This is a genomic window from Thalassotalea sp. 1_MG-2023 (assembly GCF_030546745.1).
Classification (GTDB): Bacteria; Pseudomonadota; Gammaproteobacteria; order Enterobacterales; family Alteromonadaceae; genus Thalassotalea_C.
The window spans coordinates 45620-71264 of the sequence record NZ_JAUOPD010000009.1 but is presented as its reverse complement, the minus strand read 5'-3'; the positions used below and the strand labels follow the sequence as shown (position 1 = coordinate 71264).

The window sequence follows — 25645 nt, the reverse complement described above, 5'->3', positions numbered from 1 at the left end:
GTCATTGTGTTAGAAAATTTTCAATTATTGTTTTCCACCTCCCCAGCTAGCTTTTATCTTACCGTTGGTATTTTAGGGCTATTAATTGGTAGCTTTTTAAATGTGGTTATTTACCGCTTACCCAAAATGTTAGAACAAACTTGGTACCATGAGTGTCGGGAATTTTTAGCTGATGAACTCAGCGCTCAACCTGTAAAAGAACAGTCGCCAATCACTTTATCAAAACCTGCATCAACTTGTCAGCATTGTCAGCATAAGATCCGCTTTTATGAAAATATTCCGGTTGTCAGTTGGTTAGTTTTACGTGGAAAATGTAGTCAATGTAAACAGAAGATCTCTGCAAGATATCCTATTATCGAAGCAATAACCGCACTATTAAGTATTGTTGTTGCTGTACACTTTGATGTGTCCGCAACAACAATAGCCGTTCTATTACTAACTTGGGGTCTGATTTGCCTTACCATGATTGATTTTGATCATATGTTACTGCCCGATCAAATCACTTACCCTTTATTATGGTTAGGGCTGTTGATTAATATTAACGGCTTGATTGTTCCTTTAGATGAAGCTGTAATTGGTGCAGTTGCCGGTTATTTAAGCTTATACAGTGTGTTTTGGTTGTTTAAATTAATAACAGGTAAAGAGGGCATGGGACACGGTGACTTTAAGCTTATTGCCGTATTTGGCGCATGGATGGGCTGGCAATTACTACCTTTATTAATTTTAATGTCTTCAGCCGTTGGTGCTATCGTTGGCATTGCATTAATACTTTTTAAAGGACATGGGCGTGAGCAAGCAATCCCTTTTGGTCCATATATTGCTGTCGCTGGTTGGGTGTGTTTATTATGGGGACAAGCTATCTGGCAATGGTACCTTGATTTACTACTATAATGGCGTCGTTAATTATCGGTTTAACCGGCGGAATCGGAAGCGGAAAAACCACTGTCTCTGATCAATTAGCCGGATATGGCATCGATATTATTGATGCCGATGTTGTTGCTCGTGAAATAGTGGCTAAAGGAAGTGATGCGTTGAATAAAATCGAGGCACATTTTGGCAACTCAATCCTCAACAAAGATAAGTCTCTAAACCGAAGTGCGTTAAGATCGTTAATCTTCCAACACGAACATGAAAAACAATGGTTAAATAGTTTATTGCACCCACTCATTAGGCAACAATTACTCGACAAATTGGCTGCCGCACAAAGTGAATACGCGGTACTTTCTGCACCACTATTATTTGAGAATGGTTTAGATAAATATACTGATCGCACGTTATTAATTGATATAGAACAAGACGCACAAATATCGCGTAGTGTAAAACGGGACAACAGTAACGAAACACAAATTCGCGCAATAATTAACAGTCAAATGCCTCGAACAGAAAAGTGTTTGCTTGCTGATGACATAATCAGTAACACTACCCTAACGTTTTCACAACTGAATGAAAAAGTGAAAGAAATTCACCTAAAATACTTAGAATTAGCAAAGAATTAAAACTATTTCCCTAAAAAATTAGCCATTTAATTTATGTATGGTTAAGATAAGCGGTTAGATTCCCAGTAAAAAGTGATTATGACTAGCATTTTATACGAACACCCTTTGAACGAACGGATCCGAAACTATTTAAAACTCGAGCAATTATTTGCTCAGGTGGAGGAATGTTTAACGCTAGACATATCATTAAGTCACCAAGTATTTTTCAACGCATTATTTGCTATTCTTGATACCCTTGAAAGAAACGACATACGCGGTGATTTAATAAAAGATTTAGAAAAGTTAGAACAAAACCTTGTCGTTTGGTCTAAGTCTCCAGAAATTGATAACAGTGCATTACAAGATACCTTAAGAGAAACTGTTGCACTTTTAAGCCAATTAAAATCTCCTTCACCGCAGTGGTTACAACTTAAAGACGATAAATTTCTTGCTACACTCAAGCAGCGCTTTGCTATGCAAGGAGGCAGCTCTAGCTTTGATTTACCACAACTTCGATTTTGGTTAGTTCAGCCAGAACAACAAACGCGTGAGCAGCAATCAGAGTGGCTTTCATTGCTTGAGAACATGTATCAAGCGCTTGCTTTAATTCTCAAGTTTATCCGTCAACGTGGAACTTATCAGCAAATAAATACCAATAATGGTTTTTTTCAAGAAAGTGGTGACGGGTTATTGCTGTTAAGAATGAAAGTACCTGAAGGCGCTGAGTATTACCCAACGGTAAGTGGTAACCGCATACGATATTCCATTCGATTTATGTGCCCATGTGAACAAACTGGTCGTAAGTACTGTGATTTAGCGATACCCTTTGAGTTAGCCCGCTGCTAAACCATCTGTTATATCAATTACAAAATCTACTGTTATAATACGCATTTTTTATGGGAGGAATAAATGACCATTAACGTGAATTGCCCAACCTGTCAAAAAGACGTAATTTGGCAAGCATCGAGTAAATTCAGACCTTTTTGCAGTGAGCGCTGTCGTTTAATTGATCTTGGCGATTGGGCCGACGAAAATCACAAGATAACCCAACCAATTCAACAAGATGTTCCTCTGACAGAAGAAATGATAGACCAACTCGAAGAAGAAGTGTTACAACACAGCAAGTTTTTCATCGAACCTGAATAATCGAGATAAGCTAAATTGAGCATAACCAGCCGTTCCCCTGTACACCTATTGCAGTAGTTTAGCGTTAATAATGCCAAGCTATTTCATAGGTTTGAAACTTGGCATTTAAGCATGGCTATTCACTCATTGTTGTTTTGAAACCAAGCAGTTACAGCATCAATAATCGCTTCATTTGCCTTAGGGAACTCAAGGGCTTTTAGTTCTTCTACATGATACCAACCTTCACCTTGGCCTTCTTGAGCACAAGGCTCACCTTGGTAATTATCAATTATATACACGTCAAGCAGTACACTTTTATCGCCGTAGTCATGTGATACTTTAATCAATGGTAAGCATGATAAGATATCTATCGCTACCTCTTCTTGCAGCTCTCTATGCAGAGCTCCAGCAACACTTTCACCTTGTTCAACTTTACCACCAGGAAATTCCCATTTTCCGCCTTGATGCGCGTTGTCGAGTCGTTTAGTTAAAAATATTTGATCGCCATTAATAATGACACCTACAGCAACATGAACTTGTTTTACCTTTGTATTCATTTTATTCACTCAAAATTAGCCATTAAAAAGGGCTTTAAAAAAGCCCTTTTTAATATTATCAATTTTTCAAACTTAGCTAAGCTTGCCATGACATTGTTTATACTTTTTACCTGAACCACATGGACAAGGTTCATTACGACCAACTCGTGGTATCGCGTTTTCACCTGCAGGTTCACTGGCTGATTCATGAGTAAAGGCTTTAGGTGCTTCGTCTGATTTTCTGTGTTGCTCTTCAACGGCTTCAACATCAGATTCAGCTTGAATTCTTACTTTACTTAAAATACCGATTACATCATGCTTCAAGTTATCTAGCATCTCTGAAAACAGTTCAAACGACTCACGTTTGTATTCTTGCTTAGGATTTTTTTGCGCATAACCACGTAAGCCAATTCCTTGTCTTAAGTGATCCATTGCCGCTAAGTGTTCTTTCCAATGTGAATCTAAACTTTGTAACATCACAGCTTTTTCAAATTGACGCAATACATCAGGGCCAACCATTTCTTCTTTTGTTTGATACTCTTGTTCAATGGTCTCAAGAATTTTCTCACGTAATGTTTCTTCGTGCAGTTTTGTGTCTTCTTCAAGCCATTGAGCGATTGGCATCTCAATCGCAAAGTCACCTTTTAGGCGCTCTTCTAACCCGGCAATATCCCACATTTCTTCAAGAGATTGTGGCGGAATATGCTGTTCAATAACACTATTAACAACATCAGTTCGAATATTCGCAATCACTTCTTTAATGTCTGCTTCATCCATTAACTCATTGCGTTGTTCATAAATAACTTTACGTTGATCATTCGCTACATCATCAAATTCTAATAATTGCTTACGAATATCAAAGTTGCGACCTTCAACTTTACGTTGTGCATTTTCAATGCTTTTTGTCACCCAAGGGTGCTCAATTGCTTCACCACGTTCCATGCCTAATTTACGCATCATGTTAGTAATGCGTTCAGAAGCGAAAATTCGCATTAACGAATCTTCCATCGATAGATAAAAACGTGTAGAACCAGGATCACCTTGGCGACCAGAGCGGCCACGTAATTGGTTATCAATACGGCGTGATTCATGACGTTCTGTTGCGACAATATGTAAACCGCCTAACTCAAGCACTTTATCGTGTTCTTCCTGCCATTCTTCTTTTACTTTGGCAATTTTTTCTTCACTTGGGTTTTTAAGCGCTGCAATGGCAGAATCTAAATTACCGCCTAAAACGATATCCGTACCACGTCCTGCCATATTCGTGGCAATTGTTACTGCGCCAACTTTACCTGCTTGAGCGACTATGTCAGCTTCTTCTTGGTGAAATTTAGCATTCAACACTTTATGTTTAATTTTAGCTTTTTTCAAAAATGAAGATAAAAATTCAGACGTTTCGATACTAATGGTACCAACAAGTACTGGCTGGCCTCGTTTCACACAATCTTGAATATCTTCTAAAATAGCTTCAAACTTTTCTTCTGCCGTTAAATAAATCAAGTCAGCCATGTCTTTTCGCACCATTGGCTGGTTGGTTGGAATAACCACAGTTTCTAAACTATAAATATGATTAAATTCAAAAGCTTCGGTATCCGCAGTACCTGTCATACCTGAAAGTTTTGTATAAATACGGAAAAAGTTTTGGAAGGTAATAGATGCTAATGTTTGGTTTTCATTTTGAATATTAACACCTTCTTTCGCTTCTACAGCTTGGTGTAAACCTTCTGACCAACGACGGCCTTCCATCGTACGACCAGTATGTTCATCAACAATAATGATTTCATCATCTTTAACAATATAATCAACATCTTTTTGGAACAATTTATGCGCGCGCAGTGCAGCCATCACATGGTGTAATAAGGTAATATTACTTGCAGAGAATAATGAATCGCCTTCTTCAATTAAGCCTTTTTCTTGCAATATTTGCTCAATACGAATTTGACCACGTTCAGTTAAATAAATTTGTTTAGCTTTTTCATCAACGGTAAAGTCACCTTCAACAAAGTCGGCTGATTGGCCAGTTTCTTCATCTTTGTCTTCTTCACTTTGTATATCAAGTGTTGGTACTAACTCATTAATAGAACGATATAGTTCAGAGCTATCTTCTGCTGCTCCAGAAATAATTAATGGTGTTCGCGCTTCATCAATTAAAATAGAGTCAACTTCATCAACTACAGCAAAGTTTAACGGTTTTTGTACACGTTCTTCAGGAGAAAATGCCATGTTATCGCGAAGATAATCAAAACCAAATTCGTTATTGGTACCGTAGGTTACGTCAGCTTCGTACGCAGCTTTTTTATCAGGGGGAGACATACCAGGTATATTGCAACCAACCGTCAACCCTAAGAATTCAAATAACGGGCGAGACCAGTCAGCATCACGTTTTGCCAAGTAATCATTCACCGTAACAACATGAACACCTTTGCCTGTTAATGCATTTAAATACGAGGGTAAGGTTGCTGTAAGTGTTTTACCTTCACCGGTACGCATCTCAGCAACTTTGCCGTCATTGAGCACCATACCACCGATCATTTGTACATCGAAATGACGCATGCCAAACACACGCTTACTTGCTTCACGCACAACAGCAAACGCTTCTGGCAATATAGCATCTAACGTTTCATTGTTTGATAATCGGGTTTTAAACTCAGCAGTTTTTGCTTTTAGTTCTTCGTCGCTCAACGCTTCGATAGCTGGTTCTAAGGCATTTATTTTTTCTACTTCTTTGCGCATTTGTTTGATAAGTCGATCATTACGACTACCAAACAGCTTTGTCATTAACTTTACAAACATCTCGTATAACCATTGTTAGAAGAAAATTCTTCAGCTTATAAAAATAAAAGTGATCGGTCTAAGCCGATCACCAGAAACTTACATTTTACTAGGACAAATTGAATTTTACTGTGCACATTCCACTCACGTTGATGATTTTACCTTCACACCTATTAAACCCCTGGTAAATAGGTTGCCATCAATCGTTAATAAACTGGAGTTTAATTGCCCTGTTATTTGCACTTACTTGTCAGTAATTCCGTATTATCGCATGTTTACGTAGAAAAACTACCTACCTAATACATTGCTTGCCAGAAAGCGTGAAAAATATCATACAACATATGCAATTATTCAATAAATCTTAAATCTATTTTGCTTTGCGATAGACATATTTAATAGGGTCAATTTGCTTATTATTACGCAAGATTTCATAATGTACATGCGGTCCAGTAGATCGCCCTGTACTTCCCATCCGTGCAATAACTTGCCCTTTACTCACAACGTCACCAATCTTAACTAAAATCTCTTTATTGTGACCGTAGCGTGTTTTTAACCCTTTACCGTGATTAATTTCGATTAAATTACCATAACCGTAACGACGGCTAGCCCAGGATACAACGCCTGCAGCTGTGGCAATAATTTCAGCATCTTCTTTACCAGCGAAATCAACCCCTTTATGCATCGCAGGTCTTCCTGTAAAAGGGTCTTTACGCGTACCAAAATACGACGAAAGCCAACCTTTCGTAATAGGGCGACCGGATAAATAACTGGTATTTTCTATATGGTGACCTAACGTCAAAGATTCAAGCAAGTTCAATTGTTTTTCTTCAAACGCGAGTGATGATTCAACACTCGTAATGTCTGCAAGCAACTCTGCTAAGGTTTTAGTTTGACTTGAAAGTGTTTGTTCTATGGGGCCACCACTTGGGGGTAAGTCTTGGAAATTAAATTCTTTCGCAGGAATATTTGCTTCTTCTGCTAAACGATCGCCTAAGGCATTAAGCCTTAATACTTGGCTTTGCAGTTCAGCTAATTTCATGGTAAGTGCCGTAACCTGTTGCTTACTTACCGTTAATGCTTCTGGCTCTTTAGTTGGAGATTTAACGGTAAATGTTGAGCTGTTAGGCACTGCATCTGCAGACATAAAAAGGTGAACAACAAAACCAGAAATAACGGCAAATACTGTAATAGCAGACAACCAATGAAACTTATTAAGCTTCATTGAGAATCTTACGTTTTTTCCTCGGTATAGTAGTGTTAAACTCATACTACCTATTTCACCTTTTGTTGATATTTCATAAATACGATGGCTAGAAAAAATAAATCACCGTTTGATGCGTCTAGCTTACTAAAATCGTCAGCAGGCACTTTGGCACAAATTGCCACAAAAACCAAATTTTTATCACAGCTTGAAGACATCATCCGGCAGTCTTGTCCTGACTTGCCAGAGCAAGTGTGGCACATCAGTAACTTTAATCAGAACACCTGTGTTATTGGTGTTTCTTCTGCAGTGTGGTCTCAACGATTACAATTTGAGCGAATGAACATTTGTCGTAAACTCGCTGAAATAACGCAAGGCCAGTTCAATCAAATTGAAATTAAAGTTCGCCCGTTTGCAAATCAAATAGCAAAAGAAAGCGCTGACTCAAAGCCACGCAAACACCTTTCCAAAAATACCGCTAAGCAACTTGAAGCTGTTGCTGAGCACGCATCTGACTCACTTAAACAAAAAATTCTTAACTTAGCTAAACTAGCTGATAGGTAATACCAAAACTGTATTTTGCCACAATAAATAAAAAACCGAACAAATGGTTCGGTTTTTTATGTTTATTAGAAGCTCGTTGCACTCGCTTCTTGAAATTCTATCGGGGAAACCGATGAGTCTTCATACGTTACCCATTCCCAAGCATCTTTATGCTTGAATACTTCCCTTAATAATAAATTATTTAATCCGTGTCCTGATTTAAATGCACGTAATTCAGCCAGCATATTATGACCACACATAAATAAATCACCAATGGCATCTAAAATTTTGTGTGTAACAAATTCATCGTCATAACGTAAATCATCTTTGTTTAACATTTGAAAATCGTCTAGCACAATCGCGTTTTCTAGACTGCCGCCTAACGCAAGATTATGTGAGCGTAGTAACTCGATATCACGCACAAAACCAAAGGTACGTGCTCGACTAATTTCTTTTATAAAAGAGCACGTTGATAAGTCCATCGTTTTCTGTTGAACCGTGTTGGCAATAATCGGGTGTTCAAAATCAATTGCAAAATCAATTTTAAACCCTTCGTGTGGACGTAACTCAGCCCACTTATCGCCTTCTTCTACTCTAATTGGACGTTTAATACGGATAAAGCGTTTTGCTGTTTCTAATGTTTCAATACCTACCGATTGAATCAGATAAACAAACGGTAAGGAGCTACCATCCATGATCGGAATTTCGTGAGAATCAACGTCAATAATTAAATTGTCAATTCCCATACCTGCAACAGCAGCTAACAAGTGCTCGACGGTGGAAATCTTCACACCTTGTTCATTCACTAAACAAGTACACATAGTGGTTTCACCAACAGCCTCTGGCGTTGCTTTAATATCAACAACAGGTTCTAAGTCTACACGGCGAAATACAATACCTGTATTTGCAGGCGCAGGACGGAGAGTGAGCTGCACCTTTTTACCTTTGTGTAAACCAACACCTACTGCTGAAACACTCGTTTTTAATGTACGTTGTTTAATCATAAGTAGCCTTCTTAAGCTCTAATTAATTGCCAAATATGGCACCACCTTTCGAGCGGCGGCATAATATAGCAAAAATGCTTAACAAAATCAAAATTTAGCAAAATACCTACGCGTTATCAGCGTATTTATATCGGATTAAATATATTCTTAGTCAGCTTGTTTTCTCAAAAACGCTGGAATATCTAAGTAATCATCAATCGCTGCCGCTGTCACTTTTTGTGTTTGTGCCTGAGCATTTGCTTCTGGCATTGCTGCTGATTGCGTATTTACTTCTGGTTGTGGTGTCGAAGTAAATTCTTGGCCAACCGCAATAGGTTCAACTGCTGGCGTCGGGTTCACTAACGTGATATCAGGCTTACGCTCTGCACCAATACCTGTTGCAACAACAGTTACTCTTAATTCATCAGTCATTTCAGGATCGATTACCGCACCAACAACAACCGTTGCATTTTCAGAAGCAAAAGCTTTCACTGCATTACCGACTGTTTCAAATTCATCAATAGAAATGTCCATGCCAGCAGTAATATTAACTAAAATGCCGCGTGCACCGGCTAAATCAACATCTTCAAGCAATGGGCTAGAAATCGCAGCTTCTGCTGCTTCTTCTGCTCTGTCTTCACCTGATGCAATTCCTGAACCCATCATTGCTGTGCCCATTTCAGACATTACCGTACGAACATCGGCAAAATCTACGTTTATGAGTCCAGGACGGGTAATAAGTTCCGCAATTCCTTGAACAGCACCTAGCAATACGTTATTAGCAGCTTTAAATGCATCTAATAATGACGTACCAGGACCTAACACTTTTAATAACTTTTCATTTGGAATAGTAATTAACGAGTCTACGTTTTGTGCTAAAAACTCAATCCCTTGATCTGCGTAGTTCATACGCTTTTTACCTTCAAATGGGAAAGGCTTAGTCACTACAGCAACTGTTAAAATACCCAATTCTTTAGCAACTTCTGCAACAACTGGTGCCGCGCCAGTTCCAGTACCACCGCCCATACCAGCAGCAATGAAAATCATGTCCGCACCTTGTATGGTTTCTTTGATGGTTTCGCGGTCTTCTTCTGCGCTTCGACGCCCAATTTCTGGGTTAGCTCCAGCACCTAAACCTTTTGTGACATCACCGCCTATTTGTAGCGTTACATTCGCTGATGAGTTACGTAAAGCCTGTGAGTCTGTATTTGCCGTAATAAATTCAACACCTTCAATGGTTTGGCAAACCATATGTTCTACGGCGTTACCGCCACCGCCGCCAACACCAATAACTTTTATTACAGCTTCTTCGTTATGATCTTCCATTAATTCAAACATTTTATCTCTCTCCGATTGTTATGTTTTGTTCCACCAAAACTTTTAAAAATAACAGGGTAACAATGTCACCCCTTTTAAAATTCACCTTTAAACCAAGCCAGAATTCTCGTGCCAATGCTGGTGACACCCTCTGTTGATTTTTCTTCACTTTGACTTTGTTCGTTCGCTTGCATGCCATATTGCAATAGTCCTACCACTGTCGCGTAGGTAGGATCATTAACGTACTCTTTTAAACCCGCTATGCGTTGAGGGGCTGCAACACGAACTGGCATTTGAAAAACTTCTTCTGCAAATTCAACAACGCCTTCCATTTTTGCGGTACCACCGGTTAACACATAACCCGCTGCTATTTGGTCTTCTAAACCACATTGGCGTAACTCTTCTTGGATAAGCTCGAATAATTCGTGATATCGAGGTTCAACAACTTCAGCCAATGTATGACGAGACATAGAGCGCGCAGGTCTACCGCCGACACTCGGAACTTCAATATTTTCTTCCATACTCACCATTTGGCGTAGTGCACAGGCATACTGCACTTTTATATCTTCCGCATGGCTTAACGGTGTTCTAAATATCTTAGCAATATCACTGGTTACTTGATTTCCAGCAACAGGTATAACCGCGGTATGACGCAAAGCACCACCAGTAAATACAGCAATATCCATGGTACCTGCACCAATATCTACTACACAGATACCCAGCTCTTTTTCATCATCAGTGATCACGCCATAACTTGAAGCTAAGGCTGAAAAAATTAATTGATCCGCTTTTACGTCACAACGCTCAACACATTTCACAATATTTTTTGCCATATCATTAGCGCACGTTACGATATGTACTTTTGCTTCCATACGTACACCAGACATACCTATTGGACTTTTTATACCGTCTTGGCAATCAATCGAGTATTCTTGTGGCAACACATGCAACATACGTCTTTCTGCTGAAAGCGGTACTGAACGTGCGGTATGGATCACGTTATCAACGTCTTCTTGCGTCACTTCTTGATCGTTAATTGGCACCATGCCGTTTTCGTTTTGACAACTAATGTGCTTACCTGAAATACCTAAGTACACAGAGGTAATATGACAATCAGCCATCAATTCCGCTTCATTAATTGCGCGTTGTATAGATTGGATCACGAGGTTTAAATCGTTTACGCCGCCTTTATCCATTCCTCTCGCCGGCTGACTCCCAACACCAACGATGCTAAGTTGGTTATCTAAAGTAATTTCGCCCACAGCAACAGAGATTTTGGATGTACCAATATCCAAGCCTACTACTAAATTTCTGTCATTAACTTTTGCCATCTAAGTTAAACTCTTTCTTTCTCTGTTAAAGGTTTCCAACCTACTGAAAGGCCGGTGTCATAACGTAAATCCACATAATCTACTTGTTGCTTTTGTTCAGCATTTTTTTTAATTTGTGGATATACATCGATAAATCGCTGTATTCGTTGTACTCTATTTTCTCGACCTAAATTTAGCGATACGCCATCATTTAGTGTGAGCTGCCATGAATATCGCTCTGAAAGCATTAATTCATCAATGCCCAGTTCACCAAATGCCAAAATCTCACTCAAATTTGTGTAGTTTTCTAACGCGGTTTGTTCACTACCTTCTGGGCCGTAAAATGCAGGTAAATGTTTAACAACCCTTGAAGTATCTGCCTGAAATGCAACACCTTGTGTATTAATTAAAAAATCACCATTCCAAAATGCAACGGGCTTTTGATCTACTACATAAATTTTCAATTCATTTGGCCATTGCTTTCGCACAGAAACAGAGTACACCCACGGTAAATCAGCAACATGCTGTTGTACCTTATTCACATCAACGTTAAAAAAGTTACCTAAATTTATCGTTTCGATAGCCTTTTCGATATCTAATCGAGTGGTATATGGCATTTCACCCATGATTTCCACAGAAGTTACCGGCGTAGATTCTTGCGCAGATAAGCGCTCTGACATCAACCATCCCATATAACAAAGCGATAAAATAACCAACACAAAAAAGCCAACACCAAACCAAAAACCCCAATGAAGTTGCTCTGCTTTGTTGCTTTGCGAAGTTGCTTTTTTCTGCTTAGTTGCCACTGTGCTTATTTGCCTTTATTTTCTATGCTTAATTCAACAATATTGGTTACCAGTTCAACAAACGATAACCCATAAACTTTCGCCGCTTTCGGCACTAAAGATGTTTCTGTCATTCCTGGTACCGTATTTACTTCTAATACCTGCCATTGGTTCTTATCATCACGCATAACATCAACACGGCCCCAATCTTTAGCACCTGTAGATTTAAATGCTTTCAATGCAATGTTACTTAGCACTTTTTCATCATCATCAGATAAACCACTAGGGCAGTGATAAAGTGTTGTGCTTGATTGATATTTCGCCTGGTAATCATAAAAGGTATTTGGCGTTTCCATATGAATGGCTGGCAATGCGTTATTACCAAGAATTGCAACAGTGTATTCAGGCCCTGAAATCCATGCTTCTACTAATACTTCATCATCATATTGAAAGGCGGTTTCAAGGCTATGAGTTAATTCAGTGGCACTTTCAGCTACCGACATACCAATACTAGAGCCTTCATGCGCCGGTTTAACCATCACTTTATTGCCCAGTTTTCTCAGGATCGTCTCAGACTGAGCACTGTTAAAGCTATCTTTATGTACTATCTCAAATGCAGCGGTTGGAATTTCCGCCGATTGCATCACTTGTTTAGAGCGTATTTTATCCATCGCAAGGGCTGAACCAAGTACACCAGAGCCGGTATATGAAATATTCATGTACTCTAAGGCACCTTGCACACTACCGTCTTCACCGCCTCGACCATGCAAAGCAATAAACACGTGATCAACATCGGCCTTTGCTAAATCAGACAAGCAATAATCTTTAGTATCAATTAACGTGACTTTAAAACCGGCTTCGGTTAAGCCGTTTGCTACCGCCTGTCCTGATCGTAATGACACTTCTCGCTCTGCCGAATCACCGCCAAATAATACCGCAATATGAAGGTTAGCTTTCATCGCTGCCTCCTAATATCGCATCATTCGCTAATGAACGCGCAAGCGCACCAATATTACCGGCACCTTGAGTGATCACCATGTCACCATCAACGAGATGACTGGCCAGTAGCTCAGGGAGTTTCTTTAAATCGCTTACGTAAATGGGCTCTACTTGGCCTCGTTGCCTTATGCTTCTAGCTAAACTTTTGCTATCTGCACCTGCTACAGGTACTTCACCAGCGGCATAAACATCAAGCAAAAATAAGCTATCGACTTCAGACAACACTTCAGTGAAGTCTTCATATAAATCTCGTGTTCGAGAATATCGGTGCGGTTGAAAAATCATCACTAAGCGTTTGTCTGGCCAACCATTACGCATCGCTTTGATCGTTGCGGCAACTTCACGTGGGTGATGACCGTAATCATCCACCAACACCATATGCCCTTTATCAGTTGATAAGTCAGCCAGTTGTTCAAATCTTCGTCCAATGCCTGCAAAGTTTGAGAGAGCATTTTCAATCGCTTGATCAGCAACACCTTCATCGGTTGCTACCGCAATACTCGCTAACGCATTTAACACATTGTGCTGACCAGGCAAATTAACGCTCAAGTCAAGGTTAGGCAAGCCTTGGCGTTCTACACAGAAATAACTAACGCCACCACTTTGTTGGTAATTAGTCGCCACAACATCTGCATCATCAGAAAAACCATAAGTGATCACCTGACGACCAATTCTTGGCAGTATTTCACGCACTACGGGGTTATCAATACATACCACGGCAAGCCCATAAAAAGGTAAGTTATGAAGAAACTCAATGTAGGTATCTTTAAGCTTTTCAAAGTCACCTTGGTAGGTTTCCATGTGATCTTCATCAATATTAGTGATCACTGCAACCATAGGCTGTAAATGTAAAAACGACGCATCGCTTTCGTCAGCTTCGGCTATTAAATAACGGCTCGAACCTAAACGTGCATTGGTACCTGCGCTATTTAATAAACCGCCGATAACAAACGTTGGATCTAGATCAGCTTCTGCAAAGACACTGGCTATTAAGCTAGTCGTTGTCGTTTTGCCATGTGTGCCAGCAATAGCAACGCCATGTCTAAAGCGCATTAATTCTGCTAGCATTTCAGCACGTCTTACTATAGGTATACGTAACTCTCTTGCTTTAATGAGTTCAGGGTTTTCCTGATCTATGGCCGTTGATACAACAATAACGCTTGCACCTAGAATATTGTCTGCTTGGTGGCCTATTGTTACTTTTGCACCAAGATTTTCAAGGCGTTTAACGACCAGATTTTCACCGATATCTGAACCGGTAATTTGATAACCTTCATTGAGTAATACCTCGGCAATCCCCCCCATACCAGCACCACCAATACCAACGAAGTGGATTGATTTAACACGGCGCATTTCAGGAATAATGCTAGCGATATTTGATATTTTTTTCATAAATTTACTCATCGTTGAACAAGCCCCTGGCAAATATTAGCAACATCTTTTGTTGCGTTTGCATGTGCAGCATCATGCGCGGCTTTCGCCATGGCTTGTATGACGCTATCGGAGATAAATAAGCTATTTAACATTTGAGCTAAGCTTGTTCCGTTTAAATCTTTTTGTGCAATTAATTTCGCCGCTTGTCGTTCAACTAAATACAGCGCATTCTTTGTTTGATGATCATCAACGGCGTGAGGGAGCGGAATAAATATTGCTGGCTTAGCTGCCATCGCTAATTCAGAAACCGTTAATGCGCCCGCTCGACATATCACTACATCAGCCCATTGATAAGCGCTCGCCATATCATCAATAAATTCATTTAATATGACTTGTGAAGTATCAATGCCGTATTGTTGATATAGCGATTCAACTGAGGCTAAATGCCCTTTACCCGTTTGATGCCATATTTGGATATTTTGACGTTTAATTTGGCTGATAGCTTTTGGTACAGTGTCATTAAGCACTTTTGCTCCTAAACTTCCACCTACCACTAACACTTTTTTAGTACTTGTTGGCTGTACAGGTATAACTTGCTCTAATGCGATAATATTACCGCGCAACGGGTTACCCACGACCTGGCAATTAACGCTATCAATAAAGGCATCAGGAAAGGCACAAAGCACTTTTTCAGCAATTTTGGATAAATAACGATTGCTCATCCCCGCAACGGCATTTTGCTCATGCAAAACTAACGGTTTACCGCATAACCACGCAGCTACTCCACCTGGCGCACTTGCGTAACCACCAAGCCCTAAAACAACGTCTGGCTTAACTTTGCGAATAACCTTAATTGATTGCCAAACTGATTGCCCTAGTTTAAACGGTAGTTTTAGCCAATCTAACCATGTTTTATTGCGTATTCCGGCAATATTAATAAATGAGATATCAAAGCCATGTGCAGGTACAATCTCGGCTTCCATACGTTTCTTGGTGCCAAGCCAATGAATATGCCAACCTTGTGCTTTTAATTGTTCGGCTACTGCAATACCTGGGAAAATATGTCCACCAGTACCGCCAGCCATGACTAATAAAGTAGGTGTTTTAGTCGTGTTCACGATTTTTTACCTCCTTTACTCGTCGCTTGTAAGCTTTGCACTCGAATTTCATGATCAATACGCATTAATACCACTAAAGCTATCGTCATGATGATCATTGAACTACCACCAGAACTGATCAGCGGCATTGTTAGCCCTTTAGTTGGTACAATACCTGCACTTGCACCAACGTTTACTGCCGTTTGAAAGCTAAACCAAATACCAATGGCATAAGCAAAGAAACCTTCAAAATACTTTTCTTTTAATAACGCTTTTCTGCCGAGTAGTAAGGCTTTACAAACAAGTGTTAAACTCAACATAAGCACAATAGCTACACCAACAAAACCCATTTCTTCGGCTAATATTGCCATTACAAAGTCGGTATGAGCTTCTGGTAAATATTCAAGTTTTTGAATACTATTACCTAGCCCTTGCCCTAATACTTCACCCCGCCCGTAAGCCATTAATGATTGTGTTAACTGGTAACCTGTACCAAATGGGTCAGCCCATGGATCTAAAAAGCTGGTTACTCGCGCCCAGCGATACGGTGAGAAGTAAGCTAACGCAGCAATCGCTGACAAACCTACAGAGGCAATTGAGATAAACTGCCAGAGCTTTGCTCCAGCCAAAAATAATAAGCCAAAAGTGGTAACAAACATCACCACCACAGTGCCTAAATCAGGTTGAAATAACAGTAAGCTAGCTAAAACGCCAAAAACAACAAGAGGTTTGAAGAAGCCTTTAAAGTTTTCCATCACCTCTTCTCTACGTCTCACCATATAAGCAGATAAATAACAGAAAAAATAAAGTTTTGCCGGTTCAGCAGCTTGTACCGTGATCGGACCGATAACAATCCAACGAGTAGAACCGTTCACGGTGCGACCAATGACAAGTACAGCGAGCAGTAACACGATCGCAGATATCAACAGCGGTCCGCTATATTGTTGCCACTTAACCATAGGGATTTGCATGACCAAACCACCAATAATCACACTTAATACAATATAAACACTGTGTCTGATAAAGAAGTGGAATGGATTATCAAATAACCGTTCAGCGACAGGCATTGACGAACTCATCACCATTACAAGACCAATAGCATACATAGCAGCAGCAAGTAGCACGTAGTCTCTATCAAACGTAGCCACTGTTTTACGTTCATGAGTGAACCATTGATGAAACTTGAATAAAGACAGCTGAGTTACTGACGACATTATTCCGCCCCCTGTAACGACTTAACTGTTTGAGCGAACACATCACCACGTTCGGCAAAGTTTTTAAACATATCAAGGCTTGCGCAAGCAGGAGAAAGTAAAACAATATCACCAGCTTTAGCACATACACTTGCTTGTTTTACCGCCTGTTCAAGGCTTTCGACTTGTAAGCTTGATGATTTAAGTTGTGCGATTTGATGACCATCTTTACCGTATGTAATAAGCTTAGCGACTTTATTCGTTATGGCATCTTCAAGCATGGAAAAGTTTGCGCCTTTCCCTTCACCACCAGCAATGAGAATTATTTCACCTGAGGTTAAGGTTGGATAAAGTCCTTCAATAGCAGCTACAGTGGCACCCACATTGGTTGCTTTCGAATCATTGATCCAATTGATATTGTCAGAAGTTATAATTCGTTGGCAACGATGTTCAAGTCCGTGAAACGATTTACACGCATTTGCCACCGCATCAAGCGGCCAGCCTAAGCGATGAGCAATGGCAAATATCGCAAGATAATTTAAGGCATTATGTAAACCCGCTAAAGGCAGTGTATTTATGTCAATAATTTTTTGTTTGCCAAACGCTAAATACTGACACTCACCTTCCGTAATAATGCCAAAATCGCTCTGGCTTGGAACGCCTAGTCCGAATGATGTCACGCGTTCAGCGGTTAAAGTTAAGTGGTTATAGCTTGCAGGATCATCACGGTTAATCACTGCAAATTCACATTGCTGATAAACCTTTTGTTTAATTTCGCTGTAGTTTTCAACGGTTAAATGTCGATCCAAATGATCGTCACTTATGTTTAACACAGTGGCCACTTTAGCCTGCATACTCTGCAATGTTTCTATTTGAAAACTTGATAACTCAAAAATAAAGCCATCTACTTCCGCGTTAATCAATTCAAGTACCGGGGTACCAACATTGCCTGCAAGTGCCATATTGACTTCAAGCGCACTAGCAATATGCGATAAAATGCTGACAACGGTTGATTTACCATTTGAGCCAGTGACAGCAACAATTGGTTTATCATTTAACTGGCAAAAAAGCTCCACATCACCAATGACTTTACAACCCATTGATATGTGAGGAAATAGATCTTCAGCATGTAAATCAATACCTGGACTAACAAGTAAAATATCAGCCTGACTAATTTCATCAAGATCCCAAAAGCCAGTCACTAATGTATTCTTTGGATAAGCACGGGAAAACTCATTGTCATTAATAATGTTGTTACGGCTATCATTGATCAAACATGAAATATTATGTTGTTGTAAAAAACGCACGCAAGACATGCCCGTTAGGCCTGCGCCTAACACCACAATGCGTTTGTTTTTATAATTATTGACAACATTTAAATTCATGTTACTGATTACAAACCTTTTTAATTATCTAAGTTTCAATGTTGCTAAGCCGACTAAAACCAGCACTAAAGAAATTATCCAAAAGCGCACAATAACGCGCGGCTCAGGCCAGCCTTTTAATTCATAATGATGATGTATAGGTGCCATTTTAAATATACGCTGACCACGTAGTTTGTAAGAGCCTACTTGTAAAATGACAGAGACTGTCTCCATGACAAACACCCCACCCATAATGAACAGCACCAACTCTTGCCTAACAAGTACAGCAATAACGCCTAGGGATGCACCTAAGGCTAAAGAGCCAACATCACCCATAAATACTTGTGCTGGGTAGGTGTTAAACCAAAGAAATCCTAAACCGGCACCAACAATTGCTGTACATACCACCACCAATTCACTGGTCAGTGGGATATATGGAATATTGAGATATGCTGAAAAGTTAATATTGCCAGTTACATAAGCAAATACTGCAAAAGCCGCTGCAACCATAATGGTTGGAACAATAGCTAATCCATCTAAACCATCAGTTAAGTTAACCGCGTTACTTGTACCCACAATGACAAAGTAGGTTAATAAAATATAAAGCATACCTAATTGCGGTAGTACATCTTTTACAAACGGTATTATCAGTGCAGTTTCAGAGGCTTGCTGTGTAGTTGAATACAAGAATAATGCAGTGCCAAACCCTAACACCGTTTGCCAAAAGTATTTCCAGCGCGCAATTAAACCGTTAGAATCTTTGCGAATTACTTTACGGTAATCATCAACAAAACCAATAATGCCGAAACTGACCACAACAAACAGCACGGTTAACACATAACGATTTGTTAAATCGCCCCACAATAAAACACTAAACACAATGGCAGCTAAAATTAAAATGCCGCCCATTGTTGGCGTACCTGATTTTGATAAATGACTTTCAGGGCCGTCGTCACGTACTGTTTGCCCAATTTGCATCCGCTGTAAGTAGCGTATTAATTTAGGACCAAAATATAAAGAAACACCTAACGCTGTTAACGTAGAAACAATCGCTCTAAACGTTAAATAGGAAAAAACGTTAAACGCGGTAAAATATTGAGTTAGGTATTCGCTTAGCCAAAGTAACATTAAGCAATTTCCTCATGCATTTGGCCACTACGCCACTTTTTAATATCTTGAACAACTAACTCCATATGAGAACTACGAGATCCTTTCACTAATATCGAAATTTCTTGTTGCTCACCTGCCAATACTTGAGCAAGGTGCTTTAATAAAACGCTGCGTTCGCTGAAGTGCTTACCGTGAGAAGGTTTACGTTGATTGAAAGCATCTGCCGTGCTTTGACTTAACACACCAAGCGTTAGAAGTTCATCGATATCTCGACCTGCCGCATATTCACCCACTTCTTGATGGTAGCTTCGTGCATTTGTGCCAAGCTCCCCCATATCTCCAAGAATCAGTACACGCTTGCCTGGATAGCTAGCAAGTAGATCACTAGCAGCTTTAATTGATTCAACATTGGCGTTATAGCTGTCGTCAATTAATTTACAATTATCATCTAAATGATGAAGGTTTAACCTGCCTTGAACGGGGGTCATTTCAGCTAAACCTAATCTTATATCTTCTAAGCTAGCACCAAACTCTAGTGCAATTGATGCGGCTGCAACGGCGTTGCAAACGTTGTGTCGGCCAGGAATATTTAATTCAACAAAAGTAGAGCCTACTTGGTCGCAATACAGGTTGAAACTTGCACAACCATTGTCATCAAGTACAACATCGTTGCTGTAACAATCTGCTTTGTTATAACAAGAAAAGGTTTTTACGGTTTTATCTACTAAACGCCATTGCCACTTATTCGCTAACTTACAATCTTGATTATAAAGTGCGACACCGTTGCTTTTCATGCCTTCGTAAATTTCGCCCTTTGCTCGTGCAACACCGCATAAGTCACCAAACCCTTCTAAATGAGCGGCAGCGATATTATTGATAACAGCAACATCAGGCTGAACAAGTCCAGAGGTATAGGCAATTTCGCCCATATGATTTGCGCCCATTTCCACCACAGCAAAATCATGGTTTTCTTCTAAACGTAATAGCGTTAATGGCACACCAATATCGTTATTGAAATTACCTTTGGTGGCAAGCACGTTGCCTAAGCGAGCCAAAATAGCCGCAACCATTTCCTTTACCGTTGTTTTACCGCTACTACCAGTAATTCCAACGGTTTTCGGTGATACCTTTTCTTTCACGTAAGCACCTATTTTTCCTAGTGCTTTGTGGGTATCTGCAACCACAATTTGAGCAATATTTAGTTGGCAGTCATGATCAACAATTACTGCTGAACAACCAATATCTTCAGCTTGTTGAACAAACTTATGACCATCAAACTTATCACCACGCAATGCTAGAAAAACATTTTTTTCTGCCAATGTACGGCTATCTGTACTGATAGCATCAATCGTTATATCTTCACCTATTAAGGTGCCATCTACCGCATTAGCAATTTCTGATAGTTGTAGTTTAATCATTGCGTGATACCAATTTTATATTGTGAGCTTACCCACTCACGTTCATTGTATTGATGGCGTTTCCCTTGTATTTCGACATAATTTTCATGCCCTTTACCGGCAAATAACACCACATCTTTCTGGCTTGCGTTTTTTAACGCATAGATAACCGCTTGTTGGCGGTTTAACATCACAGTAATATGTTCTGGCTTAACGCAGCCTGACAAAATATCGTTAGCAATCGCTTCAGGCTGTTCGCTTCTCGGATTGTCATTAGTCACAACAATTCTATCGCTATATTTTTCAGCGACTTGCCCCATTAATTTACGTTTTCCTTTATCTCTATCACCACCACAGCCAAACACTGCCCACAATTGGCCAGAACAATGTTCTCGGCACGCAAGCAATGCATTTTGTAATGCGTCTGGTGTATGTGCATAATCAACAACAGCAAGCGGTAGGTGGTTTGCGTGAAATGTTTCCATTCTGCCAGTAACAGGTGTTAACTTGGTAATTGCAGTTGCAATATCAGCTAAATCAATCCCTTGCACGAGCAATACACTGATCGCAGCTAATAAGTTATCAACGTTAAATAAGCCTAACAAAGGACTGTGTATTTCGGCTTCTCCACAATGCGTTTGTAATGTAATTTTCACGCCATCATGGCTTGGAGTTATTTTTGCAGCGTACACGAATTTCTCGTATTGACGAATGTTACTTAGTTTTCCATAGACAATGGTCGGCTGTTTAATAACTTTCGTACTCAGCCATTGTTGAGCGTAAAGGTCATCACCATTAACGACTGCATGTTGGTTTCCATGTTGAGCAAATATTTTTGTCTTAGCTTCGCCGTAATTTTCCATCGTGCCGTGGTAATCTAAATGATCACGAGATAGATTGGTAAACACGGCAATATCAAACAATTCTGCATTAACTCGCCCTTGATCTAATGCATGTGAAGACACTTCCATCACTACTGTTTGCTGAGCTGACTCAACAAAACGCTGTAATAACGAGTGAAGTTCTGATGCCCCAGGCGTAGTATTGTTAATCGGTTCAAGCGCATTCACTTTTCCTGCGCCATTGGTACCAATGACTGCTGTTTCATAACCTAATTGATCTTGCAATTGCGCAATTAACTGGCTGGTACTTGTTTTACCGTTTGTGCCAGTGACCCCCACCATGGTTAATGACGCTTGCGGTGCTTGATAGAATGCTTTTGCTAAATCAAATAAATGTTCATTCAACTGATAAAACGCAATAATCGCGACTAACTCACCTGCTTTATTAGGCTGATGAGTTAAGTCACCATGTTCAGCTTTAACAGAGGTTTCAACGAGTATCACACTACAATTAGCATGTAGTGCTTGGCTAATATAGGCTTTGCCTTGCTGTAAGGTGCCATTCACCGCGCAGAAAACATCTCCAGCAGTTAGTTGTCGGCTGTCATTGCATAATTGACGTGGCATACTTGGAACCGTCAATGATACGGTAATATTAAATTTTTCAAGTAGCGTTTCTAGATAACGACCATCAACGTTAAACACGTTTACCTCCGTTATCATCATTGGCGCTTACCACGCGAGTATCTGCATCAGGTTCAATATTAAGTAAACGCAACGCACCTTGCATCACTCTAGAAAAAACGGGCGCAGCAATTTCACCCCCGTGATATAAATCACCACCGGGTTCATTTATTACCACGATCACAACAATTTTAGGATCTGAGATAGGCGCAATGCCAGTAAATAAACCAACATAATCATTTCCATATCCACCAGCTACCGCTTTAAATGCCGTACCGGTTTTTCCACCAACACGATACCCTTCTACTTTTGCTCTATGGGCTTTTTGTTCAACAACTTGCTCTAGCATGCCTAGCAAGCTTTCGGTGTTTTTTTCTGAAAAAATGCGCTGTTCGTCATAACTGTTAACTTTTTCGCGCTTTAAAATACTTAATGGCTTTTTAACACCACCGTTAGCAATTGAGGCATAAAAACGTGCCATTTGGATAGGGGTTGCTGATACGCCCATGCCATAAGACAAGGTTGCTAATTCAATTTGCGACCAACGAGAGCGTGTGTGCATAATACCTTGGCTTTCACCAATGAGATTAATACCGGTACTTTCACCAAAGCCTGCTTGGAAGAATTTATCTAAAAAGAATTCCTTAGGCAGAGATAAGGCAAGCATTGAAGTACCTAAGTTTGATGAATTCACTAGAATATCGGCCGGTGTTTGTTTACCGTAATTACGAGGATCGCCAACTCTTCTACCACCTAAGCGCATAATGCGTTTACTGGTATCAATAACGGTATCTTCGGTGACTTCACCAAATTCAAGCGCTGACAACACAGCCATTGGCTTCATCGTTGAGCCTGGCTCATAAAAATCAGTAATCGCACGGTTTCGTAAACGGTGTAAAGCTACATTACGGCGATTATTTGGGTTATAAGACGGGCTATTGGCAAGTGCTAATACTTCACCACTATCAACATCAGCTACCACAACCGAGCCAGAGCTGGCATTAAACGCTTTTACTGCACCTTTTAATTCACGATATGCTAATGCTTGAATACGTTGATCTAAACTAAGGACTAAATCTTGAGGTGGTTTAGCGTCTACTGTTTCTAGCACTTCAATGCGATTTCCTTTAGCATCTTTACGATAACGCTTGCTGCCCTGCTCACCTGTTAATAAGTCATCATAGACGCGTTCTACACCTTCAATGCCTTTGTCATCAACATTGGTAAAACCCACAACATGAGCACTTATTTCGCCTGCTGGATAGAATCGTTTTGATTCTTTTCGTAAATGAATGCCCGGTATTTTTAGTTGCTTAATATAGTCAGCCATGGCGGGTGACACTTGACGCTCTATATAGACAAAACGCTTCGCAGGGTTTTTAGTAACTCGCGACTTTAAACTATTTACATCTTTGTCTAATACATCCGCTAGGGCTTGCCAATGCTCTACTTTCGCAAGCGCATTTTGCTCCATAATAATCTTTGGATCAGCCCAAACGGTATCAACGGGGACACTAACCGCTAATTCAACACCATTTCTGTCAACAATTGAGCCTCTATGCACTTTATTTGCCGCCGTACGTAGCGAGCGCATATCGCCTTGTTGCTTTAACATATCAGGTTCAATTACTTGGATATAAGCCGTGCGTGCCGTTAACCCTAAATAAACAAGCACAATGACACCAATGACGAGATAAAATCGCCATGATGCTGTCATTTGTTTGTACTTACTTACTTTCTTAACCATTAATTATTTCAACCTAATAATTATTTCATTGTCAGCAGAGGGTTTTTCCATATTGAGCAACTTTTCTGCTTTGCTCTCAATGGCGCTGTGCTCTGCTAAACTGTTTTGTTCAAGTAGCAAATTTCGCCACTCAATATCTAATTCATCTCTTTCTGTTAACAGTACTTCCAAGTGGCTAGTGCTTTGCCGATTTAAATGGGTGAAATAAATCACCGTAAACGCTGAAAAAACCACAACAAGCAACAGTAAATACATCCAAATATGCTGTTTAATGTCATGCCAAACCTCAAACGCCAAAACCACTTTGGTTGACATGTTTTACTCAGCCAACCGTGTGGCTACTCGCATAACAGAGCTACGAGAGCGAACGTTTTCACCAACTTCATGTTTTGAAGGCTTTTGCCTGCCCTCTAAACGTAATTTCTTACCTTTATTAATTTCTTCTTCACTTACAGGTAAACCTCGCGGTACTTGTTTTCCTTGTGAATGCTTTTTCATAAACTGCTTCACCAATCTATCTTCAAGCGAGTGGAAACTAATCACCACCAAGCGGCCACCAGCAGCTAAGACTGATAACGATGCAGCAAGCGCTTGTTCAATTTGCTCTAATTCGCTATTAATATACATGCGGATAGCTTGAAAACTGCGAGTTGCGGGATGTTTCTTAATTTCACGCTGCGGCGCTGTTTTCTTAATTAACGCGGCCAATTGGCCCGTAGTGATAAGCGGCGACTCTTCTCGGCTGTCAACAATCGCATTAGCAATTCGCCACGCGTGTTTTTCTTCGCCAAAGGTTCTTAGTACCCAAGTGATATCTTCTACGTCAGCAACCGCAAGCCATTGTGCGGCTGTTTGCCCACGCGTGGTATCCATACGCATATCAAGTGGTCCATCATTCATAAAACTAAAGCCACGTTCAGCCTGATCTAATTGCGGTGAAGACACACCTAAATCAAGTAAAATGCCATCTACTTTTCCTAATAGCTGTGCTTTTTCTGCGATTGATAACAAATCAGCAAAACCAGTGTGTTCGATAGAAAATCGCGGGTCGGCAGAATATTTTTCTGCAGCAGCTATTGCGGTAGGGTCTCTATCGATTGCTATTAAACGCCCTTGGTCAGAGAGCTTGGAAAGGATAAGTCCTGAGTGGCCGCCGCGACCAAAAGTGCCGTCGATATAAATACCGTCGGGGTTAATCGCGAGTCCTGATATTGCTTCGTCAAGCAACACAGAAATGTGAGACTTATCAGTTTGCATTTTAAATAAACGCCGTTTTAGTTGTAATGAATTCTTTTGTTATAAAGACAGGTCGAGCAAACGCTCTGTTAATTCAATTTCACCTGACTGTATTTTGGCAATGCCTTGCTGCATTTGGCTTTGCCATGCTTGTTCGCTCCAAATTTCGAACTTTTTCAGCTGACCGACTAACATCACGTTTTTGTCGAGACCAGCATGATTGCGTAACGGACCATTGATTAATAAGCGACCACTCTTATCCATCTCACAGTCTGACGCATTTCCCAGCAATACTTGCTGTAATAAACGTTCTTGTGGGTTCATACTCGAAAGCCCACAAAGTTTTAATTCAATTTCTTCCCATTCAGGAAGTGGATATAGCAATAAGCACGCATGTTGTATATCTACTGTACACACCATTTTTCCCTGACAATCAGCCACAAGCTCTTCGCGATACTTTGTTGGTATCGTGATACGGCTTTTACTATCAAGCGTGATTGAACTGGTGCCTCTAAACATGCTGCCTTTTTTATTTGAAGATCTTCTATGATCCAC

General features: G+C 40.1%; 24 protein-coding genes. 5 read left to right on the top strand and 19 right to left on the bottom strand.

What is annotated here, in order from left to right:
• Nucleotides 1-6 precede the first annotated feature (6 nt).
• The 4 genes from Q4489_RS09235 to yacG all read left to right on the top strand — a co-directional run bounded on the left by Q4489_RS09235 (nt 7) and on the right by yacG (nt 2621).
• Nucleotides 7-891 (top strand): A24 family peptidase, encoded by an 885-nt coding sequence (locus Q4489_RS09235; RefSeq protein WP_303479369.1) that lies wholly within the window; start codon nt 7-9, stop codon nt 889-891.
• Nucleotides 891-1496, top strand: a complete 606-nt coding sequence (gene coaE, locus Q4489_RS09230) for a dephospho-CoA kinase (protein ID WP_303479366.1) — start codon at nt 891-893, stop codon at nt 1494-1496. Before Q4489_RS09235 ends, coaE begins: the two co-directional genes overlap by 1 nt.
• Nucleotides 1497-1574: 78 nt before the next feature.
• The gene (gene zapD / locus Q4489_RS09225; protein ID WP_303479363.1) at nt 1575-2321 is read left to right on the top strand and encodes a cell division protein ZapD; all 747 of its coding nucleotides are present in this window, start codon (nt 1575-1577) and stop codon (nt 2319-2321) included.
• Nucleotides 2322-2384: 63 nt separating this feature from the next.
• Nucleotides 2385-2621 (top strand): DNA gyrase inhibitor YacG, encoded by a 237-nt coding sequence (gene yacG, locus Q4489_RS09220; protein WP_074498274.1) that lies wholly within the window; start codon nt 2385-2387, stop codon nt 2619-2621.
• Nucleotides 2622-2740: 119 nt separating this feature from the next.
• On the opposite strand, the gene mutT is transcribed toward yacG, so the two are convergent.
• From mutT to Q4489_RS09205, 3 genes are all read right to left on the bottom strand, one after another.
• Nucleotides 2741-3157, bottom strand: a complete 417-nt coding sequence (gene mutT / locus Q4489_RS09215; RefSeq protein ID WP_303479361.1) for an 8-oxo-dGTP diphosphatase MutT — start codon at nt 3155-3157, stop codon at nt 2741-2743.
• Between the two features lie 72 nt (nt 3158-3229).
• Nucleotides 3230-5929, bottom strand: a complete 2700-nt coding sequence (gene secA, locus Q4489_RS09210; protein WP_303479358.1) for a preprotein translocase subunit SecA — start codon at nt 5927-5929, stop codon at nt 3230-3232.
• A 346-nt stretch (nt 5930-6275) separates the two neighbouring features.
• Entirely contained in the window at nt 6276-7175 is a 900-nt protein-coding gene (locus Q4489_RS09205; RefSeq protein ID WP_303479355.1) for a M23 family metallopeptidase, read from the bottom strand.
• Nucleotides 7176-7214: 39 nt separating this feature from the next.
• Here Q4489_RS09205 and Q4489_RS09200 point away from each other — a divergent pair, with 39 nt between their 5' ends.
• The gene (locus Q4489_RS09200; protein ID WP_303479354.1) at nt 7215-7673 is read left to right on the top strand and encodes a DUF721 domain-containing protein; all 459 of its coding nucleotides are present in this window, start codon (nt 7215-7217) and stop codon (nt 7671-7673) included.
• Nucleotides 7674-7738: 65 nt separating this feature from the next.
• Here Q4489_RS09200 and lpxC read toward each other — a convergent pair whose 3' ends face one another.
• From lpxC to mraZ, 16 genes are all read right to left on the bottom strand, one after another.
• Nucleotides 7739-8656: a UDP-3-O-acyl-N-acetylglucosamine deacetylase gene (lpxC, locus tag Q4489_RS09195; protein ID WP_074498259.1), complete on the bottom strand. Its 918-nt coding sequence runs from the start codon at nt 8654-8656 to the stop codon at nt 7739-7741.
• Nucleotides 8657-8803: 147 nt separating this feature from the next.
• Complete coding sequence (gene ftsZ, locus Q4489_RS09190) at nt 8804-9973, bottom strand: cell division protein FtsZ (protein ID WP_303479351.1); 1170 nt, start codon at nt 9971-9973, stop codon at nt 8804-8806.
• A gap of 74 nt (nt 9974-10047) precedes the next feature.
• Nucleotides 10048-11283: a cell division protein FtsA gene (gene ftsA, locus Q4489_RS09185; protein WP_303479348.1), complete on the bottom strand. Its 1236-nt coding sequence runs from the start codon at nt 11281-11283 to the stop codon at nt 10048-10050.
• 5 nt (nt 11284-11288) lie between these two features.
• Complete coding sequence (locus Q4489_RS09180) at nt 11289-12068, bottom strand: cell division protein FtsQ/DivIB (RefSeq protein WP_303479346.1); 780 nt, start codon at nt 12066-12068, stop codon at nt 11289-11291.
• Nucleotides 12069-12073: 5 nt separating this feature from the next.
• Nucleotides 12074-13006 (bottom strand): D-alanine--D-alanine ligase, encoded by a 933-nt coding sequence (locus Q4489_RS09175; RefSeq protein WP_303479342.1) that lies wholly within the window; start codon nt 13004-13006, stop codon nt 12074-12076.
• A complete protein-coding gene (gene murC, locus Q4489_RS09170) occupies nt 12996-14450 on the bottom strand; it encodes a UDP-N-acetylmuramate--L-alanine ligase (protein WP_303479339.1) in 1455 nt (484 codons plus the stop codon). Before murC ends, Q4489_RS09175 begins: the two co-directional genes overlap by 11 nt.
• Nucleotides 14447-15538 (bottom strand): undecaprenyldiphospho-muramoylpentapeptide beta-N-acetylglucosaminyltransferase, encoded by a 1092-nt coding sequence (gene murG, locus Q4489_RS09165; RefSeq protein WP_303479338.1) that lies wholly within the window; start codon nt 15536-15538, stop codon nt 14447-14449. The genes murC and murG overlap by 4 nt, the downstream gene beginning before the upstream one ends.
• Nucleotides 15535-16734: a cell division protein FtsW gene (gene ftsW / locus Q4489_RS09160; protein WP_303479531.1), complete on the bottom strand. Its 1200-nt coding sequence runs from the start codon at nt 16732-16734 to the stop codon at nt 15535-15537. The genes murG and ftsW overlap by 4 nt, the downstream gene beginning before the upstream one ends.
• Nucleotides 16731-18095, bottom strand: a complete 1365-nt coding sequence (gene murD, locus Q4489_RS09155; protein ID WP_303479336.1) for a UDP-N-acetylmuramoyl-L-alanine--D-glutamate ligase — start codon at nt 18093-18095, stop codon at nt 16731-16733. Before murD ends, ftsW begins: the two co-directional genes overlap by 4 nt.
• A gap of 24 nt (nt 18096-18119) precedes the next feature.
• Complete coding sequence (gene mraY, locus Q4489_RS09150) at nt 18120-19202, bottom strand: phospho-N-acetylmuramoyl-pentapeptide-transferase (protein WP_074498239.1); 1083 nt, start codon at nt 19200-19202, stop codon at nt 18120-18122.
• Nucleotides 19202-20602 carry a UDP-N-acetylmuramoyl-tripeptide--D-alanyl-D-alanine ligase gene (murF, locus tag Q4489_RS09145; protein ID WP_303479333.1) on the bottom strand — a complete coding sequence of 467 codons (1401 nt, stop codon included), beginning with the start codon at nt 20600-20602 and terminating at the stop codon, nt 19202-19204. Before murF ends, mraY begins: the two co-directional genes overlap by 1 nt.
• Complete coding sequence (locus Q4489_RS09140; RefSeq protein WP_303479331.1) at nt 20599-22128, bottom strand: UDP-N-acetylmuramoyl-L-alanyl-D-glutamate--2,6-diaminopimelate ligase; 1530 nt, start codon at nt 22126-22128, stop codon at nt 20599-20601. Before Q4489_RS09140 ends, murF begins: the two co-directional genes overlap by 4 nt.
• Nucleotides 22121-23854, bottom strand: coding sequence for a penicillin-binding protein 2 (locus Q4489_RS09135; RefSeq protein WP_303479328.1), 1734 nt, complete (start codon nt 23852-23854; stop codon nt 22121-22123). The genes Q4489_RS09140 and Q4489_RS09135 overlap by 8 nt, the downstream gene beginning before the upstream one ends.
• 3 nt (nt 23855-23857) lie before the next feature.
• Nucleotides 23858-24169, bottom strand: coding sequence for a cell division protein FtsL (gene ftsL, locus Q4489_RS09130; protein WP_303479326.1), 312 nt, complete (start codon nt 24167-24169; stop codon nt 23858-23860).
• A gap of 3 nt (nt 24170-24172) precedes the next feature.
• Nucleotides 24173-25111, bottom strand: a complete 939-nt coding sequence (gene rsmH / locus Q4489_RS09125; RefSeq protein WP_303479324.1) for a 16S rRNA (cytosine(1402)-N(4))-methyltransferase RsmH — start codon at nt 25109-25111, stop codon at nt 24173-24175.
• A gap of 39 nt (nt 25112-25150) precedes the next feature.
• Nucleotides 25151-25609 carry a division/cell wall cluster transcriptional repressor MraZ gene (mraZ, locus tag Q4489_RS09120; protein ID WP_074498224.1) on the bottom strand — a complete coding sequence of 153 codons (459 nt, stop codon included), beginning with the start codon at nt 25607-25609 and terminating at the stop codon, nt 25151-25153.
• Nucleotides 25610-25645 lie beyond the last annotated feature (36 nt).

Coding starts and splice junctions, on each gene's coding strand:
- coaE (WP_303479366.1), top strand. CDS start 891: ATGGCGTCGTTAATTATCGGTTTAACCGGCGGAATCGGAAGCGGAAAA.
- zapD (WP_303479363.1), top strand. CDS start 1,575: ATGACTAGCATTTTATACGAACACCCTTTGAACGAACGGATCCGAAAC.
- yacG (WP_074498274.1), top strand. CDS start 2,385: ATGACCATTAACGTGAATTGCCCAACCTGTCAAAAAGACGTAATTTGG.
- mutT (WP_303479361.1), bottom strand. CDS start 3,157: ATGAATACAAAGGTAAAACAAGTTCATGTTGCTGTAGGTGTCATTATT.
- secA (WP_303479358.1), bottom strand. CDS start 5,929: ATGTTTGTAAAGTTAATGACAAAGCTGTTTGGTAGTCGTAATGATCGA.
- Q4489_RS09205 (WP_303479355.1), bottom strand. CDS start 7,175: ATGAGTTTAACACTACTATACCGAGGAAAAAACGTAAGATTCTCAATG.
- Q4489_RS09200 (WP_303479354.1), top strand. CDS start 7,215: ATGGCTAGAAAAAATAAATCACCGTTTGATGCGTCTAGCTTACTAAAA.
- lpxC (WP_074498259.1), bottom strand. CDS start 8,656: ATGATTAAACAACGTACATTAAAAACGAGTGTTTCAGCAGTAGGTGTT.
- ftsZ (WP_303479351.1), bottom strand. CDS start 9,973: ATGTTTGAATTAATGGAAGATCATAACGAAGAAGCTGTAATAAAAGTT.
- ftsA (WP_303479348.1), bottom strand. CDS start 11,283: ATGGCAAAAGTTAATGACAGAAATTTAGTAGTAGGCTTGGATATTGGT.
- Q4489_RS09175 (WP_303479342.1), bottom strand. CDS start 13,006: ATGAAAGCTAACCTTCATATTGCGGTATTATTTGGCGGTGATTCGGCA.
- murC (WP_303479339.1), bottom strand. CDS start 14,450: ATGAGTAAATTTATGAAAAAAATATCAAATATCGCTAGCATTATTCCT.
- murD (WP_303479336.1), bottom strand. CDS start 18,095: ATGAATTTAAATGTTGTCAATAATTATAAAAACAAACGCATTGTGGTG.
- mraY (WP_074498239.1), bottom strand. CDS start 19,202: ATGTTACTTTGGCTAAGCGAATACCTAACTCAATATTTTACCGCGTTT.
- murF (WP_303479333.1), bottom strand. CDS start 20,602: ATGATTAAACTACAACTATCAGAAATTGCTAATGCGGTAGATGGCACC.
- Q4489_RS09135 (WP_303479328.1), bottom strand. CDS start 23,854: ATGGTTAAGAAAGTAAGTAAGTACAAACAAATGACAGCATCATGGCGA.
- ftsL (WP_303479326.1), bottom strand. CDS start 24,169: ATGTCAACCAAAGTGGTTTTGGCGTTTGAGGTTTGGCATGACATTAAA.
- rsmH (WP_303479324.1), bottom strand. CDS start 25,111: ATGCAAACTGATAAGTCTCACATTTCTGTGTTGCTTGACGAAGCAATA.
- mraZ (WP_074498224.1), bottom strand. CDS start 25,609: ATGTTTAGAGGCACCAGTTCAATCACGCTTGATAGTAAAAGCCGTATC.